Raw genomic sequence first — 16,357 nt, forward strand, 5'->3', positions numbered from 1 at the left:
CCGGTCTGTTCGAGGTCGCCCTTGGGAGATACGGTCTTACGGACGATCTCTACCAGCTCAAGGGGGTGCTTTCGTGACGACGACGATGTCGACACACCGGCGGGCAGTAGAGCAGATCAGGCAGTCGTACGCCGAGATCCCCGGCGGCGCCGCGCCCCGGCTGGCCAAGGCGACGTCCAACCTCTTCAGGTTCCGCGACGGGGGCAGGACGGCCAAGCTCTCGGCCAGGGACCTCGACGAGGTCATCAGCGTCGATCCCGAGACCATGACCGCCGAGGTCCAGGGCATGACGACGTACGAGCACCTGGTCGACGCCACGCTGCCGTACGGGCTCATGCCGTACGTGGTGCCGCAGCTCAAGACGATCACGCTGGGCGGCGCCGTGACCGGGCTCGGCATCGAGTCCACCAGCTTCAGGGACGGCCTGCCGCACGAGTCGGTGGAGGAGCTGGAGATCCTCACGGGCGACGGGCGCGTCGTCGTGGCCCGCGACGACAACGAGCACCGGGACCTGTTCCGCGCCTTCCCCAACTCCTACGGCACGCTCGGCTACGCGTTGCGCATCAAGATCAGGCTGCGCAAGGTCCAGCCGTACGTGCACCTGACGCACGTCAAGTTCACCGACGCGGGCAAGTGCATGCTGGCCATGCAGGAGATCTGCGACAGCATGGTCTACGACGGCGAGCGCGTCGACTTCGTGGACGGCGTGTTCTTCGAGCCCGGCGAGCTGTACCTGACGCTGGGCCGCTTCTCCGAGCGCGCGCCCTACATCTCCGACTACACGGGGATGCGGATCTACTACCAGTCGATCAGGCAGCGCAGCCGCGACTGGCTGACGGTCCGCGACTACCTGTGGCGCTGGGACACCGACTGGTTCTGGTGCTCGCGAGCCTTCGGCGTGCAGCAGTCGGTCGTCCGCTCGCTCATGCCGCGCCGCTGGATGCGCTCCGACGTCTACCGGCGTCTGGTGGCGCTCGATCGCAAGTACGGCCTCACGGCCCGCGTCGGCAGGTGGCGCGACCAGCCCGTGAGCGAATCGGTCATCCAGGACGTCGAGACGCCGGTCGAGCGCGGCGCGGAGTTCCTGGAGTTCTTCCACGACAAGGTGGGCATGACCCCGGTGTGGATGTGTCCGCTGCGGGCGAGCTCCCGCTGGCCGATCTACCCGCTCGAGCCGGGCAAGCTCTACGTCAACTTCGGTTTCTGGGGAATGGTGCCACTGCCACGGGGGCAGTTCGACGGTTACTACAACCGGCTCATCGAGCGTGCGGTGCACGATCTCGACGGGCACAAGTCGCTCTACTCGACCTCGTTCTACGCCCGTGATCAGTTCTGGCAGCTGTACAACGGCGATGCCTATTGGCCGGTCAAGCGGGAATACGACCCGAATGGGCGCCTGCTGGACCTGTACGAAAAGTGTGTACGGGGAAGGTGAGCAAGCAGATGGCTCTCGCATCCATCTTTGAGAAGATCGTCGGCTCTGGCGCGAACATCTCGTTCATGGCCTACGACGGCAGCAAGGCGGGGCCCGACGGCGCCGACCTGGCCATCGAGGTGAAATCCCCGATCGCCGTGGGCTACCTGGCCCAGGCACCGGGGGAGCTGGGGCTGGCCAGGGCGTACATCTCGGGCCACATCGACGTCCACGGCGACATGTACTCGCTGCTGGACCGGATGTGGAACATCACCACCAACGACCTGACCACGTCCGAGAAGATCGACGCGGTGCGCGCGCTGGGCGTCAAGCCGCTCCTCATGCGGGTGCCGCCGCCCCCGCAGGAGATGCGCCAGAGCGCTCTGGCCAGGCTCGGCTCCCGGCACGCCAAGCAGCGCGACGCCGAGGCCATCCACCACCACTACGACGTCTCCAACCGGTTCTACGAGTGGGTGCTCGGCCCGTCCATGGCCTACACGTGCGCCTGCTTCCCGACGGAGGACTCGACGCTGGAGGAGGCGCAGTACGCCAAGTTCGACCTGGTGGCGCGCAAGCTCGGCCTGGAGCCCGGCATGCGCCTGCTCGACGTCGGCTGCGGCTGGGGCGGCATGGTCATGCACGCCGCCAAGGAGTACGGCGTCAAGGCCCTCGGCGTCACCCTCAGCCGCCAGCAGGCGGAGTACGCCCAGAAGGCGATCGCCGAAGCCGGCCTCCAGGACCTGGCCGAGGTGCGCTTCATGGACTACCGCGACGTCCAGGAGTCCGGCTTCGACGCGGTGAGCTCGATCGGCCTGACCGAGCACATCGGCAAGGCCAACGTGCCGTCCTACTTCGAGTTCCTGTACGGCAAGCTCAGGCCGGGCGGCCGCATCCTCAACCACTGCATCACCCGGCCGACCGGCAAGGAGAAGACGTTCAACAAGGGCGGCTTCATCAACCGCTACGTCTTCCCCGACGGCGAGCTGGAGTCGGTGGGCTGGCTGATCAGGCAGATGGAGGACCTCGGCTTCGAGATCCGCCACGAGGAGAACCTGCGCGAGCACTACGCCAGGACGCTGCGCCACTGGTGCGACAACCTGGACGCCAACTGGGAGGACGCGGTCCAGGAGGTCGGCATGGGCACGGCCCGGGTGTGGGCCCTGTACATGGCGGGCTGCATCGTCGGCTTCGAACGCAACAAGGTCCAGCTCCACCAGGTGCTCGGCGTCAAGCTGGACGAGAACGGCCGCTCCGGCGTGCCGCTGCGCCCGGCCCGCGACTGGCCCTGACCGGTGGTGTACAGGGGTGGGCCGCTGCCCACCCCTCGCGCCGTCGCGTGAGACGAGAACGGAGCTTGCGGCTGCCGCAAGCTCCGTTCCTACCCCGCCGACCCGGACAAGGACTGCGCCGGACCGGCCGGCGTGCGGCACTGCCGGTCCTTGGCGTGCCGGCCCTTGCTCGGGCGATGCTCGTCGGCGCCGGAATCCTCCTGCGACTCCTGCGCCTGCTCCTTGGGGTTGTGGGGCTTCGCGTGCCTGCCCACGTGTGCTCTCCTTCCCCTCGCCGACTGCTTAAAGTGACCGTATGGCTACAGTCGGCGTCGGGGCAAGCGCGTGCGCGGTAAAGGTGAAGCCCTTTCCAGGGCCGGGCGGGCCCCGGCCGATCGGTTCGCGGCCCCGCAATCACCGCTGGTCCGACCGGCCGGGGAGCATCTCAGACGGTGCAGGCCGTGCCGTTCAGAGTGAAGGCCGGCGGCTTGCCCGTGTTGCCGCCGTGCGTGGCCTGGAAGCCGAACGAGGCCGACGCGCCCGGGGCGACGGCGCCGTTGTAGGCGACGTTCCTGGCCGTCACCTGGCCGCTGCTGGGCGATAGCGAGGCGTTCCAGGCGGAGGTGACGCTCTGGCCGGCCGGCAGGGTGAAGCCCAGGCTCCAGGAGGAGAGCGGGGTCGTGCTCGTGTTGGCGATCGTGACCGCGGCCGTGAAGCCGGTGTTCCACGTGTTCATCGTGTACGTGACCTTGCACGCCCCGACCGGCGGCGTGACCGTGGGCGTGATGGTGGGCGTGATGGTGGGCGACGGGTCGGTGCCGCCCTCGGAGAGGCCGAAGAAGTCGATCACCATGGCAGCCATCCCGCCCTGCGGCAGGTTGTGGCCCACGCCCTGAAGGCTGATCGCCTCCACCGGCGCCTTCGTGCCCGTGCCGCCGTAGCGGGTCCTGGTCCAGCCGGAGCGGGGCTGGTCGGTGAGGCTGGGCGCCTGGCTCAGACCGTGGACGTTGGTCCACTGCTTGATCTGCTCCTGGAAGTTCGGGTACCGCAGCGTGGTGTCCTCGGTGCCGTGCCAGATCTGCATGCGCGGCCGCGGCCCGCTGTAGCCGGGATAGGCCGCCCGTACCTGGTCGCCCCACTGCTGTGCGGTCTTGACGAGCTGGCCGTTGGCGCAGGTGCTGTTCCAGCTCGAACCGTCGGTGGTGGCGAAGCAGCCGAACGGCACGCCCATGAACGACGCCCCCGCCTTGAACACGTCCGGGTACGCGCCGATCAGCACGTTGGTCATCATGCCGCCGGAGGAGGCGCCCGTCACGTACGTGCGCTCGGGGTCGGCGTTGTGGCGCTGCTGGACGTACCTGACCATGGAGACGATGCCCACCGGGTCGCTGCCGCCGTTGTGCGTGAGCGACTGCGGCGAGGAGACGTCGAAGCAGGACCCGCTCCTGGTCGCCGACGGGTAGACGACGATGAACTTGTGCCGGTCGGCCAGCGAGGCGAACTCGGTGCCGGAGTGGAACGCCGGGCCGGAGCCGGTGCAGTAGTGCACGGCCACGAGCAGGGCGGGCCTGGCCGCCACGCCGTCGGGGACGTACAGGTGCATGCGCAGGTTCGTGGGGTTCGTGCCGAAGCCCGTCACCTCGGTGAGCTGGGCGGACGCGGCCGGTGGCGCGGTGATGAGGGCGGCCGCCACGAGGGCCGCGGCGGCGATGATGGCGCTTGCTATGCGAGCTCTCAGCTTCATCGAGTTCCTCTCGCTGGGCAGCCGAAATATTGCGAGTGTCCACAGAAAATTTCGGCGGCGCAACATGCCTGGTGTATGCGGGCATGACTACGGACCAGTGAGCTGCGAAGAAGCTCCTGGAAAGGGTGCGCAGCGATGAAAGTTTCGGCGCTTACCGCGTCAGTTGCTCCAGCGTGCCGGTGAGCGCGTCCCACGACTGCTCGGCGTCCGCCGTGCGCCCATGCGGTGAGCGGAACCACTCCACGAACTCCGCCACGTCGTCCAGCGCCCATCGCAGCCGGTACAGCGCCAGCAGCTCGTGATCCACCGCCCGCCCCGTCGCCTTCGTGTAGCGAGCCAGGTCGTCGTCGTCTCTGGCCACCAGCCACAGGTCCCGCTCCGGCACGGCCATGCCGACGGTGTCCCAGTCGATCAGCAGGCGGCGCTCGCCGGCCCGCAGGAGGTTGCCCGGGTGCGGCTCCCCGTGCGTGAGCACCGGCTCGCCCGGCCTGCCCGCCAGGCGGTCGAACTCCGCCAGCCTGCTCCGCAACGGGCCGGCGTACTGGACGATCAGGTCCTGGGCGGGCTCCGAGTAGGGGCCGCCGAGCCAGGGCAGGGTGGTGTCGGCCAGCGCCCGCTCCAGCGCCGCCCGGCCGTTCAGGGCCGGCGGGCGGTCGGGGGTGGACAGCGGTGGCGGGGTGGCGTGCAGCTCGGCCAGCAGGTCGATGACGTGGCCGCGCTCGGCGGGCGGCAGCTCGTCGCCGAAGTCGCCGCCCGTGGCCTCCTCGTACGGGAACACGCTCATGGCGTACCGGTGGGCGTCGAGGCGGCGCAGCGTGCTGCCGTCGGCGGCGCGCAGCGGGGCGACGACGAAGCCCAGGCCCGCCTCCTCGCGCAGCGCCGCCGCCGTCTCCATGGCCAGCCGGAGCTCGTCGTACGTCCGCCGCCGCACGTCCGCCACCGTCACGAACCAGCGCCGCCCGCCGCCGGTCGCGATCCAGTGGAAGTCGCCGAAACCGACCGGCGCGTAGTCCAGCGTGGCCGCCTTGATGCCCCAGTCGTTCAGCGCGGGGCGCAGCAGCTCTTCGTCGAAGTCGTCCGGTCGATCACGCATGGGGGAAAGCTACCGGTCCGCGCCGGGGAGGCGCATCCCGGCGAGCAGCCCGATGGCGGCGACCACGTCGCCCACGACGTGGTCGGACGCGGGCGCCTGCGGGGTGCGGCCCCGATCGATCCAGATCGTGCGCAGTCCCGCGCTCCGCCCGCCCTCGATGTCGTTCACGGCGTCGTCGCCGACCATCCAGCCGCCGCCCTCCAGGGACGTCCCGCACCGCGCGGCGGCGATCGCGAAGAGCCGGGCATCCGGTTTGCGCACGCCCTCCGCCTCCGAGACGGCCCACCCGTGCACCCGCGTGGCCAGCCCGCTGTGCCGGATCTTGCCGGTCTGGTTGTCGGTCATCCCGTTCGTCGCGATGCCGACCGTCCAGCCGGCCGCCCGCAGCCGCTCCAGCCCGTCCAGCACCTCCGGCCGGCACCGGATCAGGTGCGGCAGCCGCGCCCGGTAGGCCCGCCACAGCTCCCCGGCCGGTTCCGGCAGCCCGAACCGATCGCGTACGCGGGCGAAGAAGGCGTCCATGGGCACCGACCCGTCGGCGTCCGCCGCCTCCAGCCACGGCACGGCCCGCGGCCCCAGCTTCCGCTCGGCGGCGAACTCGGCGGCCCACCGCCGGAACGCGTCCAGCCGGTCGACCAGCGTGTTGTCCAGGTCGAAGAGGGCGAGCACCAGGCCTCCGTCCAGGAAGGCGAGAGGCGCGGACGAGTGCGCCCGCGCCTCGACGACGATCAGGTCAGCGGAGCTCGCGCTTGAGGATCTTGCCCGTGGCCGTCATCGGCAGGGCGTCGCGGAACTCGACGATCCTCGGGTACTTGTAGGCGGCCAGGTTCTCCTTGGCCCAGGCGACCAGCTCGTCCTCGCTGATCGTGGCGCCGGGCGTGCGGATGACGTACGCCTTGACCTCCTCGCCGTGCGAGTCGTGCGGGACGCCGACGACGGCGGCCAGCGACACGGCCTCGTGGGTCATGAGGACCTCTTCGACCTCGCGCGGGTAGACGTTGAAGCCGCCCCGGATGACCATGTCCTTGGCCCGGTCGATGATGGCGTAGTAGCCGTCGGCGTCGCGCGTGGCGATGTCGCCCGTGCGGAACCAGCCGTCCTTCATCACCTCGGCCGTGGCCTCGGGGCGGCCGTAGTAGCCCTTCATGACGTTGTGGCCGCGGATGGCGATCTCGCCGGGGCCCTCGCCCTCGATGGTCTTCCAGTCGCCGTCGACCAGCTTCATCTCCACGCCCCAGATCGGGGTGCCGATCGTGCCGGGCTTGGCGGGCTTGCCGATCTGGTTGAAGCAGGCCACCGGCGAGGTCTCCGAGAGCCCGTAGCCCTCCAGGATGCCGACGCCGAACGTCTCCTCGAAGTCCCTGAGCACCTCGACCGGCGAGGACGCGCCGCCGGCGACGGCGACCTGCAGCGATCGCGGCAGCTCGGCGCCCTCGCTGTGGATCTTCGTGAGCATGGCCCAGTACATGGTGGGCACGCCCGCGAAGTACGTGACCCCCTCCTTCGCCATGATCGCGAGCGCCTCGCCCGGCTCGAAGCGTGGCATCAGCACGACCGTGGAGCCGCGCAGGAAGCCGGTGTTCATGACGGTCGTCTGGCCGAAGGAGTGGAACAGCGGCAGCACCGCCAGGTACGTGTCGCCGCCCTCGGTGCGGGGGAACATGCGGTCGCTGATGATGGCGTTCATCAGCATGTTCTGGTGGGTGAGCTCGGCGCCCTTGGGCTGGCCGGTGGTGCCCGAGGTGTAGAGGATCACCGCGGTGTCGTCGGGCGCGGTCTGCACGGTCTCGAACTCGGCCGCCATCCCGCCGAGCGCCGCCCAGAAGGACTCGCCGTACTCCGACTCGGTCGCCAGCGGCGTGGCGGGCAGCACGAAGAAGTGCTCGCAGCCCTCGGCGGCCTCGAACCCGGCCTTGCCGCGCTCGCCCAGCGGCAGCTCCGGCGTGCCCTCGAAGCAGAACAGCGCCTTGGCGTCGCTGTCGTCGAGGTGGTAGGCGATCTCACGCGGCTGGAGGAGGACGTTCAGCGGCACCACCGTCGCCCCGGCCTTCAGGATGCCGTAGTAGACGAACGGGAAGTACGGCAGGTTCGGGCAGGCCAGCGCGACCTTGTCGCCCTTGCCGATGCCGCGTGTCACCAACAGGTTCGCAACCTGGTTCGCTACGGTGTCGATCATGGAGAACGGCAGCCGCATGTCGCCGAAGACGATCGCGGTGCCATCCGGGGTGTTCCTGGCGCTGTCCTCCAGGACGATCGACAGGTTGAGCATGACGCCTTCCTCCCTTTAGCACGGCTTCGGCGACATCTTCGCAGGACCCGCATACCGACTGGTAGGTAACTCAGGTCACAAGTGCATATGGACGCGCCCGCCCCGCGTGAAGTAAGCAAGTAGGAAGTTACTTACCCCTTGGAGGGGTGTCATGGAGTTCGACTATGTGATCGTCGGAGCGGGCTCGGCCGGCTGCGTGCTGGCCGGCAGGTTGTCGGAGGATCCCGGCATATCGGTGGCGCTGGTCGAGGCGGGCGGCAAGGACGACAAGCTCGAGATCCGCATGCCGGCCGGCTTCGCCAAGCTGTTCAAGACCGAGTACGACTGGGCCTTCCAGACGGCCAAGCAGAGCGAGATGTCCGGCCGCGAGCTCTACTGGCCCCGCGGCCGGGTGCTGGGCGGCTCCTCCTCGCTCAACGCGCAGATGTGGGTGCGCGGCTGCCAGCAGGACTACGACCAGTGGGGCGTGCCCGGCTGGGCCTACGACGACGTGCTGCCCTACTTCACCAAGGCCGAGCGCCGCATCGGCAGCAACCAGGGCGGCGTCTACGGCACCGACGGCCCGCTCCACATCTCCGAGCTGCGCAGCCCCAACGTCACCACCGGCGTCTTCCTGAAGGCGTGCGAGGAGCTGGGCTACACCCGGCTGGCCGAGCTGAACGGCCGCAGCAACGAGGGCTACTGCCCCACCCCTGTCACCCAGAACCGGGGCAGGCGATGGAGCTCCGCCGACGCCTACCTGCGCCCCGCCCTCTCCCGGCCCAACCTCCACGTGATCACGAACACCACCGTGGACAGGGTGACGTTCGACGGCAGGCGCGCGACGGGCATCGAGCACAGCGGCGGCGCCCCGATCAAGGCCAGGCTGGAGGTCATCCTGGCGGGGGGCGCGATCGGCTCGCCGTACCTGCTCATGCGCTCCGGCGTGGGCGCGCCCGACGAGCTGCGCGACGCCGGGGTGCCGATCGTGCACGAGCTGCCCGAGGTCGGCAAGAACCTTCAGGACCACCTGTCGAGCGGCGTGTTCGTCGAGTGCAGGCAGCCCGTGACGCTGACCAAGGCCGAGTCGCTGGTCAACCTGCTGCGCTACATCGTGCTGCGCTCCGGCATGCTCACCACGAACGTCGGGGAGGCCGTGGCCTTCATCAAGACCTCGCCGGAGGAGCCCGCGCCCGACATCGAGCTCATCTTCGCGCCGGTGCCGTTCGTGGACCACGGCTTCACGCCGCCGACCGGTCACGGGCTCACCGTCGGGGTCGTGCTGCTGCAGCCGGAGAGCCGCGGCAGGATCGGGCTGAGCGGCAGGGACGTGGTGATCGACCCCGGCTACCTGACGGCGGAGGCCGACGTCAAGCGCCTGGTCGAGGGGCTGAAGGCGGCCAAGCACGTGTTCGCGACGACCGCGATGAAGCCGTACGCGGGCGGGCCGATGGCGCCTTACTGGGGGCCGGAGAGCGACGAGGAGCTGGCCCAGTGGGTACGCGAGCGCGGCGAGACGCTCTACCACCCCGTCGGGAGCTGCCGCATGGGCACCGACGAGAACTCGGTCGTGGACCCGGAGCTGCGGGTGCGCGGCGTCGAAGGGCTCAGGGTGGCCGACGCGTCGATCATGCCGACGCTGAACCGCGGCCACACCCACGCCCCCGCGATCATGATCGGCGAGAAGGGGGCCGACCTGATCAGGGCGAGCAAGGCTTGACGTAAGTGGTCACTTGCGTAGTCTCGACGGTATGACTCTGCCGGCGGACCTCGACCTGTCGCAGATCCCCTTCTGGGGGCGGTCGCAGGCCGAGCGCATGGAGGCCTTCCGCAAGCTGCGCGAGCTGGAGCGCCCGGCGTTCGTGCCGGAGCAGGCGGTGCCGTTCATCGGCGGCGGCCCCGGCTACTACGCCCTGGTGCGCCACGCCGACGTGAGCGAGGCCAGCAGGAACGCGGCCGTGTTCAGCAGCGAGCCGTGCTCCAACAGCATCCCGGACATGCCGCGCTGGCTGAGCGTGTACTTCGGTTCGATGATCAACATGGACGACCCGCGGCACGCGCGGCTACGGCGCATCGTGTCGCGGGCGTTCACCCCGCGCATCCTGTCGAAGATGGAGGAGGACCTGGCGCGGGCCGCCGCCGAGATCGTGGACCGGGCGATCGAGGAGGGGCCCGGCGACTTCGTCACCCAGGTGGCCGCCAGGCTTCCCGTACGGGTCATCTGCGACATGATGGGCATCCCCGCGAAATTTCATGACATGGTGCTGCGGCGGACGAACGTCATCCTCGGCAACGCCGATCCCGAGTACACCGGCCTGTCGCCCGACTTCAGCCGCGTCAACGTCGCCCGCGGCCTGGTCAAGCTGCTGCACGCCGGCTACTCGCTCAACCGGCTGGCCGCCCGCCTCGGCGACGAGCGGCGCAGGCGCCCCACGGGCGACCTGGTCAGCCTGCTGGTCAACGGGGAGGAGCGGCTCACCTCGCAGCAGCTCGGCTCGTTCTTCATCCTGCTGGTGGTGGCGGGCAGCGAGACCACCCGCAACGCGATCGCGTACGGGCTCAAGCTCTTCACCGACCATCCCGAGCAGCGGGAGCTGCTGCTGGCGGACTTCGACGGGCGCGTCGTGGGGGCCTGCGACGAGATCGTGCGCTACGCCACGCCGGTGATCCAGTTCCGCCGCACGCTGACGCGGGACCACGAGCTGAACGGGACGGCGTACAAGAAGGGCGACAAGGTGCTGCTCTTCTACAACTCGGCCAACCGCGACGAGTCGGTCTTCCGCGACCCCGACAGCTTCGACATCACCCGCGACCCCAACCCGCACGTCGGCTTCGGCGGCCCGGGGCCGCACTACTGTCTGGGCGCGCACCTGGCGCGCAGGGAGATGACGGTGATGTTCCGCGAGCTGTTCACCCGGCTGCCGGAGGTCAGGGCGGTGGGGGAGCCCGACTTCCTGCTGTCCAACTTCATCAACGGCGTCAAGCATCTGAGGTGGGCGTTCTGAGATGTCCGGTGATGGAAGATCCGGCGTGCTAGGTTTCGCAGTCATGGAGATCAGGACTATCCACGCCAATGGGGTGGAGTTCGCGTATCTATCGTTGGGGGAGGGGCCGCTGGCGCTGTGCCTGCACGGCTTCCCCGACACCGCGCACACCTGGCGGCACCTGATGCCCGCGCTGGCCGAGCGCGGTTACCGCGCCGTCGCGCCCTTCATGCGCGGCTACGCGCCCACGGAGGTCCCGGCCGACGGCGCCTACGAGGACGCCGCGCTGGTCGCCGACGTGCGCGCGCTGCACGAGGAGCTCGGAGGCGGGGACGACGCCGTCGTCATCGGGCACGACTGGGGCGCCTTCCCCGCCTACGCCACCGCCGGGCGCTTCCGGCGGGCCGTCACGCTCGCCGTGCCGCCGCCCGGCTCGCTGGCGGGCCTCTTCCTGGACTACGAGCAGCTCAAGCGTTCGTTCTACATCTTCCTGTTCCAGACCGCGCTGGCCGAGCCGGCCGCCGCCACGCCCGGCTTCATCGACAACCTCTGGCGTGACTGGTCACCCGGGTACGACGCGAGCGAGGACCTGGAGTTCGTCCGGCGCAGCCTCGGCGACCCAGCCAACCTCGGCGCGGCCATCGGCTACTACCGCGCCATGCTCGGCACCACGCCGCGCTCCGGCCGCTACCCCGACGTCGAGCGCGGGGTCAGCGGGCCCGTCCTCTACCTGCACGGGGCGCAGGACGGGTGCCTGAGCGCCGACCTGGTCAAGGGGGCTCTGGACCACCTGCCCGAAGGGTCGCGGGCCGAGCAGGTGGCGGGCGCCGGGCACTTCCTCCACCTGGAACGGCCCGCCGAGGTCAACCGGCTCATCCTGGACTGGCTCGGCCCCGCCTCCTGACCGATCCTGGTCAGCGGGGCGCCAGCACGGCGATCAGCGGGTGCTGCCCCGACAGGCTCACCTCGACCGCCTCCTCCACCGCGAATCCGCGCGGGATGCCGTCGTGCACGAGCGCCACGGCCAGCCCGCCCGGAGCCAGCACCCGCCGCACCTCCCGCCACAACGGGGCCAGGCCGCGGGAGAGCAGGCCCGCGGGCGGCACCTGGCGTCCCCACGGCGGGTTCACCAGCACCCGGTCCGCGCACCCGTCACCCACCGGGACGCGCCCGCCGTCGGCCACCGCCCACGCGACGGTCGCCCCGGCGCCCGCGGCCTGCCCTCCCGGTGCGGCCTGCCCTCCGGGTGCGGCGGCGCGGGCGTTGAGGGTCGCGGCCGTCACGGCGGCGGGGTCGTGGTCGAAGCCCAGGAACCGCACCCGCGCGGCGCCCGCGCCCTCGCTCGCCAGCGCGCGGGCTTCGATCAAGGTGGTGCCCGCGCCGCAGCAGGGGTCGAGCACCGTCCCGGCCCCGCCGAGCCGGGCGAGCTGCGCCATGGCGGCGGCCACGGGCGGATGCAGCGTGCCCCGGATCGAGGCCGTCTTGTACGCCCGCCGGTGCAACGGCCGCGGGGCCACCCGTACCGCGATGACCGCCTGATCGTCCTCGATCGTCACCCGCCAGGACCGCGCGCCCGCGGGCGGCCGCCGGCCGTCCCGCCTGGAGTGGTACGGCACCCGCAACGGCCGCGCCAGCTCGGCCCCCACCGCGTCCTCGATCTCGAACCTGGTGTAGTTGCGCCGCCCCACGAACGACGCCGACACCTCCACCCCGCTCCCGGGGGCGCCCATCAGCCTGGGATCCACCTCCCGCGCCGCCCGCGCCAGCCGGAGCAGCGCGGAGCGGCCCGACCCGATCCCGTCCACGACGGCCGCGGCCAGCAGCACGTCGTCGGCCGTGCGCAGCCCGAGCAGATCGGCCTCCGGCCGGGCCTCGAACCACACCTCGCGATGGCGCACCCCGCGCACCACGCCCGTGTGCGAACGCCGGATCTCCATGGCCACCAGGGGCTCGATGCCACGCACGGCCCTGGCCACGGCAAAGGTATGCAACTGTCTTCTCCCACGTCGCGACCCGGGACGGCGGTCAGTCAGCCGTCCCGCATCACCGGCGGTGGGGTCGTCCGCGACCCGCCGGCGGATCGCTAACGTCGGAAGAAGAACACGGAGCCAGCCTAGGACCCCCGGCGCACCACGAGCCACGGATTTTTCCGCGCCACGTACGTACGGTGTACGTCCAACCCATTGACGTAAGTGGCCGCTTTTCGAATGATGGCCTCATGAGCGTCCTGGACTTCGACCTGTCGGATCGCGACTTCTGGGCCAAGCCCATGAGCGAGCGCGAGGAAGCGTTCGAGCGGCTGCGTTCGCTCGACACCCCGGCCTTCTTCGAGGAAGCGGAGATGGCGTACATGCCCAAGGGGCCGGGCTACTACGCGCTGGTCAAGCATGCCGACATCCTTGAGGCCAGTCGCAACCCCGAGGTGTTCTGCTCGGGCGACGGCGGTGCGACGAACATCCCCGACATGCCCGCGGAGTTCGCCGAGTACTTCGGCTCGATGATCAACATGGACGACCCGCGCCACGCCCGGCTGCGCAGGATCGTCTCCCGCGCCTTCACACCCAAGATGATCAAGCAGTTCGAGTCGGACGTGGAGTCGGCGGCCGTCGGCATCGTGGACGACCTGCTCGCCAAGGGCTCCGGCTGCGACTTCGTGACCGAGGTGGCCGCGCGGCTGCCCCTGAAGATCATCTGCGACATGATGGGCATCCCGGAGCGCGACTACCAGTTCGTCTTCGACCGCTCCAACATCATCCTGGGCGGCTTCGACCCCGAGTACGCCGGCGACGACCTCAGCCAGCTCGCCGAGCGCCTGCTCAACGCCGGCATGGAGCTGCAGCAGCTCGTCCAGGACCTGGCCGCCCACCGCGCCGACAACCCGACGGGCGACCTCACCTCCTCGCTGGTCAACGCCAACATCGACGGCGAGCGGCTGACCATGCAGGAGCTGGGCTCGTTCTTCATCCTGCTGGTCGTGGCGGGCAACGAGACCACACGCAACGCCATCTCCTACGGCATGCGCCTGCTCACCCAGAACCCTGACCAGCGCGCGCTCTGGCTGGAGGACGTCGACGACCGCGCGCCCGGAGCCGTCGAGGAGATCGTCCGGCTGGCCTCCCCGGTGAACTTCATGCGCCGCAAGGCCACCAGGGACTTCGAGATGAACGGCCACCTCTACCGCGCGGGGCAGAAGGTCGTGCTGTTCTACTGGGCCGCCAACAGGGACGCGGCCGTGTTCGACGACCCGCGGCGCTTCGACATCACCCGCCACCCCAACCCGCACGTCGGCTACGGCGGCCCCGGCCCGCACTTCTGCCTGGGGGCTCACCTGGCCCGGCGGGAGATCACGGTGATGTTCCGCGAGCTGCTGCGGCGCGTCCCGCGGATCGAGGTCGGCAAGCCCGACCGGCTGCACTCCAGCTTCATCAACGGGATCAAGCACATGGAGTGCACCTTCTAGGGCCCCCGCCGCTACTGGGTGGTCAGGCGGATCTGGTTCATCACCGTGCGGACGTCGGGCAGGAGCTGCTTGCTCTCCGACGGGATCGAGATGTAGACGATGGCCGGGACGTCGGCGCCGGTGTTGACGGCCATCGTCACGATCGTGGCCTTCTCGGTCTCCGACGTCAGCGAGTAGGCGATCAGCCGGCCCGTCTGGTCGCCCACCTTGATCGGCTGCTGGGCGATCTTGCGGACCTTGTTGCCGTCGGGGAAGAAGCTGCGCCGGGCGCTCAGCACGACCTGCTTGATCACCGGCTCCAGGTCGTCCGCGTCGTAGTAGGAGGACAGCCGCTGCGCCAGCGGCCCCGACATGACGGTGGCGTACCGCTCGGGCGCCACCTGCACGTACTGGCGGGTGTTGAAGCCGTACGTGCCCTTCACCGTGGCGCGCTGGTCGAGCTGCCAGGTGCCGCCGAGGCGCGGCACCGAGATCCCGGCGCCGGCGTCGGGCACCCGGCCGATGACGGGCGAGGCCTTGCCGGTGTACTTCGGCAGCGGCCCGATCGAGGTCGAGGACCTGGTGGTGCTCGCCTTGGGCGTGGCCGACGCGGACTGCTGGGCGGCGAGGCTCGCGCTGGAGGAGTCGTCGCCCGCCAGCGGGCCCCACAGGAACGCCCACAGCAGCGCGGCCACCAGCGCGACCGCCACGGAGCCGCCGAGGGCGTAGATCCAGAGGGGCTTGCCCGGCTCCTCGTCGTCGAGGACGTCCTGGTCGCCCATGGACTGGTAGTTGTCGCCGAAGACGGTGTTCCAGAGCTCCTGCTGGCGCTCGGGCGGCGGGGTGCGGGAGCCGCTGATCTGGCCGGCCGTGACGAACCGGTTCTCCGGGTCGGAGGGGTCGCGGCTCAGGTTGGAGCCCGGGCGGCCGGGATGGTCCTCGCCGGGGGGCGGGCCCGGGGGCATGCCGGGCGGCGGGCCCTGGGGGGCGTCGATGTGAGGCTGGGCAGAGTCCATGGGGGAGGAGGGCACCGCGCGATCGTTCAGGAGGTTCTGGGTGTGCTGGGCGTAGGTGACCGTGCGCTCGTCCGCCGGGTGCATCGCGGGCGGCGGACCGCCGGCGATGTTGTGGACGGCGGTGCGCTCGGCTCCCGGCTCCGCGGGCGCCGCGCGGTCGGCCGGTGGCCACGGGGCGGGGCTGGACAGGTTGGACCAGGCGTCGCCGGACGGGGTGGGCGGCTGCGCCCACGCGGGGACCGGGTCCGCGGGCTGCCCGGGCCCCGGCGCGCCCGGCGCCTGCCCTGCAGGGGGCGGGGCGCCCTTCGACGACACCTCGGGCCAGGCGGCGGGGCCTGCGGCGCTCTGCGGCGGCGGCCCGTCCTGCCAGGCGGCGCGTACGTCGGGCGAGGAGGCGTTCTCCGGCCACGAGGTCCGCACGTTCGGCGACGACGCGTTCTCCGGCCACGGGTTGCGCACGTCGGGCGAGGAGGCGTTGTCGGGCCACGCGGCACGCACGTCGGGCGAGGAGGCGTTGTCGGGCCACGCGGCACGCACGTCGGGCGAGGAGGCGTTGTCGGGCCAGGCCGTGGGCACAACGGCGTCGGGCCAGGCGGCGCCCTGCGGCGGCGGTCCGGGGGGAGCCTGGTGGGAGGGGCCGGGACCGGGGCGGGAGGCGCCCGGCGGTTCGGGCCAGGACGGGTCCTTGCGCGGCGGCTCCGGCCATGACGGCTCGGGGTGGCCCGGCCGCGGGGCCTCGGGCCAGGAGGTGGGGACCTCGGCGGCGGGCGCGCTGGGCCAGGAGGTGGGAACCTCGGAGGGGGAGTCGTTCCGGGCGGGCTCGCGGCGTGGCGGCTCCGGCCAGGAGGATGGCAGGTGAGGTCCGGAATTCTCCGTTGCCATTGCTGCCGGCCCTCCCGAGTGTGTGTCCGGATGTCCCGTTATATCCGGATTTGACGTCTGACGCATGATCTCATGGGATTTTCCAGGAGATACAGGTGGTTCCGCAGCGAAACGAGGGAAGCCATGAGGATCGGTGGGCGGATCCTGCAACGGCAGGTCACCCTCCGGTCGATCAGGCTCAGCTGGGTATACCACGGCGTCAAGGCTATTCTCGTGGGACGAATGAGGTCACAACGGATACATCACCATCAGGTCTCGCCAGACCTGAA

At 70.6% G+C, this 16,357-nt stretch carries 13 protein-coding genes; 6 read left to right on the forward strand and 7 right to left on the reverse strand.

Annotated features, from left to right (window positions below):
• The first annotated feature begins 85 nt into the window (after positions 1–85).
• On the forward strand, positions 86–1,435 hold the full coding sequence (locus HD597_RS04755; protein WP_253759229.1) for an FAD-binding oxidoreductase: 1,350 nt from the start codon (positions 86–88) through the stop codon (positions 1,433–1,435).
• 8 nt (positions 1,436–1,443) lie between these two features.
• Positions 1,444–2,703, forward strand: coding sequence for an SAM-dependent methyltransferase (locus HD597_RS04760; RefSeq protein WP_253740475.1), 1,260 nt, complete (start codon positions 1,444–1,446; stop codon positions 2,701–2,703).
• 89 nt (positions 2,704–2,792) lie between these two features.
• On the opposite strand, the gene HD597_RS04765 is transcribed toward HD597_RS04760, so the two are convergent.
• The 5 genes from HD597_RS04765 to HD597_RS04785 form a co-directional block, all read right to left on the reverse strand.
• Complete coding sequence (locus HD597_RS04765) at positions 2,793–2,957, reverse strand: hypothetical protein (protein ID WP_253740476.1); 165 nt, start codon at positions 2,955–2,957, stop codon at positions 2,793–2,795.
• 170 nt (positions 2,958–3,127) lie between these two features.
• Positions 3,128–4,426 (reverse strand): extracellular catalytic domain type 1 short-chain-length polyhydroxyalkanoate depolymerase, encoded by a 1,299-nt coding sequence (locus HD597_RS04770; RefSeq protein ID WP_253740477.1) that lies wholly within the window; start codon positions 4,424–4,426, stop codon positions 3,128–3,130.
• Positions 4,427–4,577: 151 nt separating this feature from the next.
• Entirely contained in the window at positions 4,578–5,519 is a 942-nt protein-coding gene (locus HD597_RS04775; RefSeq protein ID WP_253740478.1) for a phosphotransferase, read from the reverse strand.
• 9 nt (positions 5,520–5,528) lie between these two features.
• Entirely contained in the window at positions 5,529–6,188 is a 660-nt protein-coding gene (locus HD597_RS04780; protein ID WP_253740479.1) for an HAD family hydrolase, read from the reverse strand.
• Between the two features lie 64 nt (positions 6,189–6,252).
• Positions 6,253–7,788, reverse strand: a complete 1,536-nt coding sequence (locus tag HD597_RS04785) for a long-chain-fatty-acid--CoA ligase (RefSeq protein ID WP_253740480.1) — start codon at positions 7,786–7,788, stop codon at positions 6,253–6,255.
• Positions 7,789–7,939: 151 nt separating this feature from the next.
• Here HD597_RS04785 and HD597_RS04790 point away from each other — a divergent pair, with 151 nt between their 5' ends.
• From HD597_RS04790 to HD597_RS04800, 3 genes are read left to right on the forward strand one after another with little or no spacing between them, the layout of a single operon-like run.
• On the forward strand, positions 7,940–9,487 hold the full coding sequence (locus HD597_RS04790; protein WP_253740481.1) for a GMC family oxidoreductase: 1,548 nt from the start codon (positions 7,940–7,942) through the stop codon (positions 9,485–9,487).
• A gap of 31 nt (positions 9,488–9,518) precedes the next feature.
• Positions 9,519–10,772, forward strand: coding sequence for a cytochrome P450 (locus tag HD597_RS04795; protein WP_253740482.1), 1,254 nt, complete (start codon positions 9,519–9,521; stop codon positions 10,770–10,772).
• Between the two features lie 43 nt (positions 10,773–10,815).
• The gene (locus HD597_RS04800; protein WP_253740483.1) at positions 10,816–11,655 is read left to right on the forward strand and encodes an alpha/beta fold hydrolase; all 840 of its coding nucleotides are present in this window, start codon (positions 10,816–10,818) and stop codon (positions 11,653–11,655) included.
• Between the two features lie 10 nt (positions 11,656–11,665).
• Here HD597_RS04800 and HD597_RS04805 read toward each other — a convergent pair whose 3' ends face one another.
• Positions 11,666–12,742, reverse strand: a complete 1,077-nt coding sequence (locus tag HD597_RS04805) for a TRM11 family SAM-dependent methyltransferase (protein WP_253740484.1) — start codon at positions 12,740–12,742, stop codon at positions 11,666–11,668.
• 227 nt (positions 12,743–12,969) lie between these two features.
• Between HD597_RS04805 and HD597_RS04810 the strand changes: the two genes are divergently transcribed.
• A complete protein-coding gene (locus tag HD597_RS04810) occupies positions 12,970–14,211 on the forward strand; it encodes a cytochrome P450 (RefSeq protein ID WP_253740485.1) in 1,242 nt (413 codons plus the stop codon).
• An 11-nt stretch (positions 14,212–14,222) separates the two neighbouring features.
• Here HD597_RS04810 and HD597_RS04815 read toward each other — a convergent pair whose 3' ends face one another.
• A complete protein-coding gene (locus HD597_RS04815) occupies positions 14,223–16,088 on the reverse strand; it encodes a hypothetical protein (RefSeq protein ID WP_253740486.1) in 1,866 nt (621 codons plus the stop codon).
• Between the last annotated feature and the right edge of the window lie 269 nt (positions 16,089–16,357).

This window comes from Nonomuraea thailandensis (assembly GCF_024172165.1).
In the GTDB taxonomy this organism is placed as follows: Bacteria; Actinomycetota; Actinomycetes; order Streptosporangiales; family Streptosporangiaceae; genus Nonomuraea; species Nonomuraea thailandensis.

Bases quoted from the DNA above. Each gene is read 5' to 3' on its own strand.
- HD597_RS04755 (WP_253759229.1), top strand. From the start codon at position 86: ATGTCGACACACCGGCGGGCAGTAGAGCAGATCAGGCAGTCGTACGCC.
- HD597_RS04760 (WP_253740475.1), top strand. From the start codon at position 1,444: ATGGCTCTCGCATCCATCTTTGAGAAGATCGTCGGCTCTGGCGCGAAC.
- HD597_RS04770 (WP_253740477.1), bottom strand. From the start codon at position 4,426: ATGAAGCTGAGAGCTCGCATAGCAAGCGCCATCATCGCCGCCGCGGCC.
- HD597_RS04775 (WP_253740478.1), bottom strand. From the start codon at position 5,519: ATGCGTGATCGACCGGACGACTTCGACGAAGAGCTGCTGCGCCCCGCG.
- HD597_RS04785 (WP_253740480.1), bottom strand. From the start codon at position 7,788: ATGCTCAACCTGTCGATCGTCCTGGAGGACAGCGCCAGGAACACCCCG.
- HD597_RS04790 (WP_253740481.1), top strand. From the start codon at position 7,940: ATGGAGTTCGACTATGTGATCGTCGGAGCGGGCTCGGCCGGCTGCGTG.
- HD597_RS04795 (WP_253740482.1), top strand. From the start codon at position 9,519: ATGACTCTGCCGGCGGACCTCGACCTGTCGCAGATCCCCTTCTGGGGG.
- HD597_RS04800 (WP_253740483.1), top strand. From the start codon at position 10,816: ATGGAGATCAGGACTATCCACGCCAATGGGGTGGAGTTCGCGTATCTA.
- HD597_RS04810 (WP_253740485.1), top strand. From the start codon at position 12,970: ATGAGCGTCCTGGACTTCGACCTGTCGGATCGCGACTTCTGGGCCAAG.
- HD597_RS04815 (WP_253740486.1), bottom strand. From the start codon at position 16,088: ATGGCAACGGAGAATTCCGGACCTCACCTGCCATCCTCCTGGCCGGAG.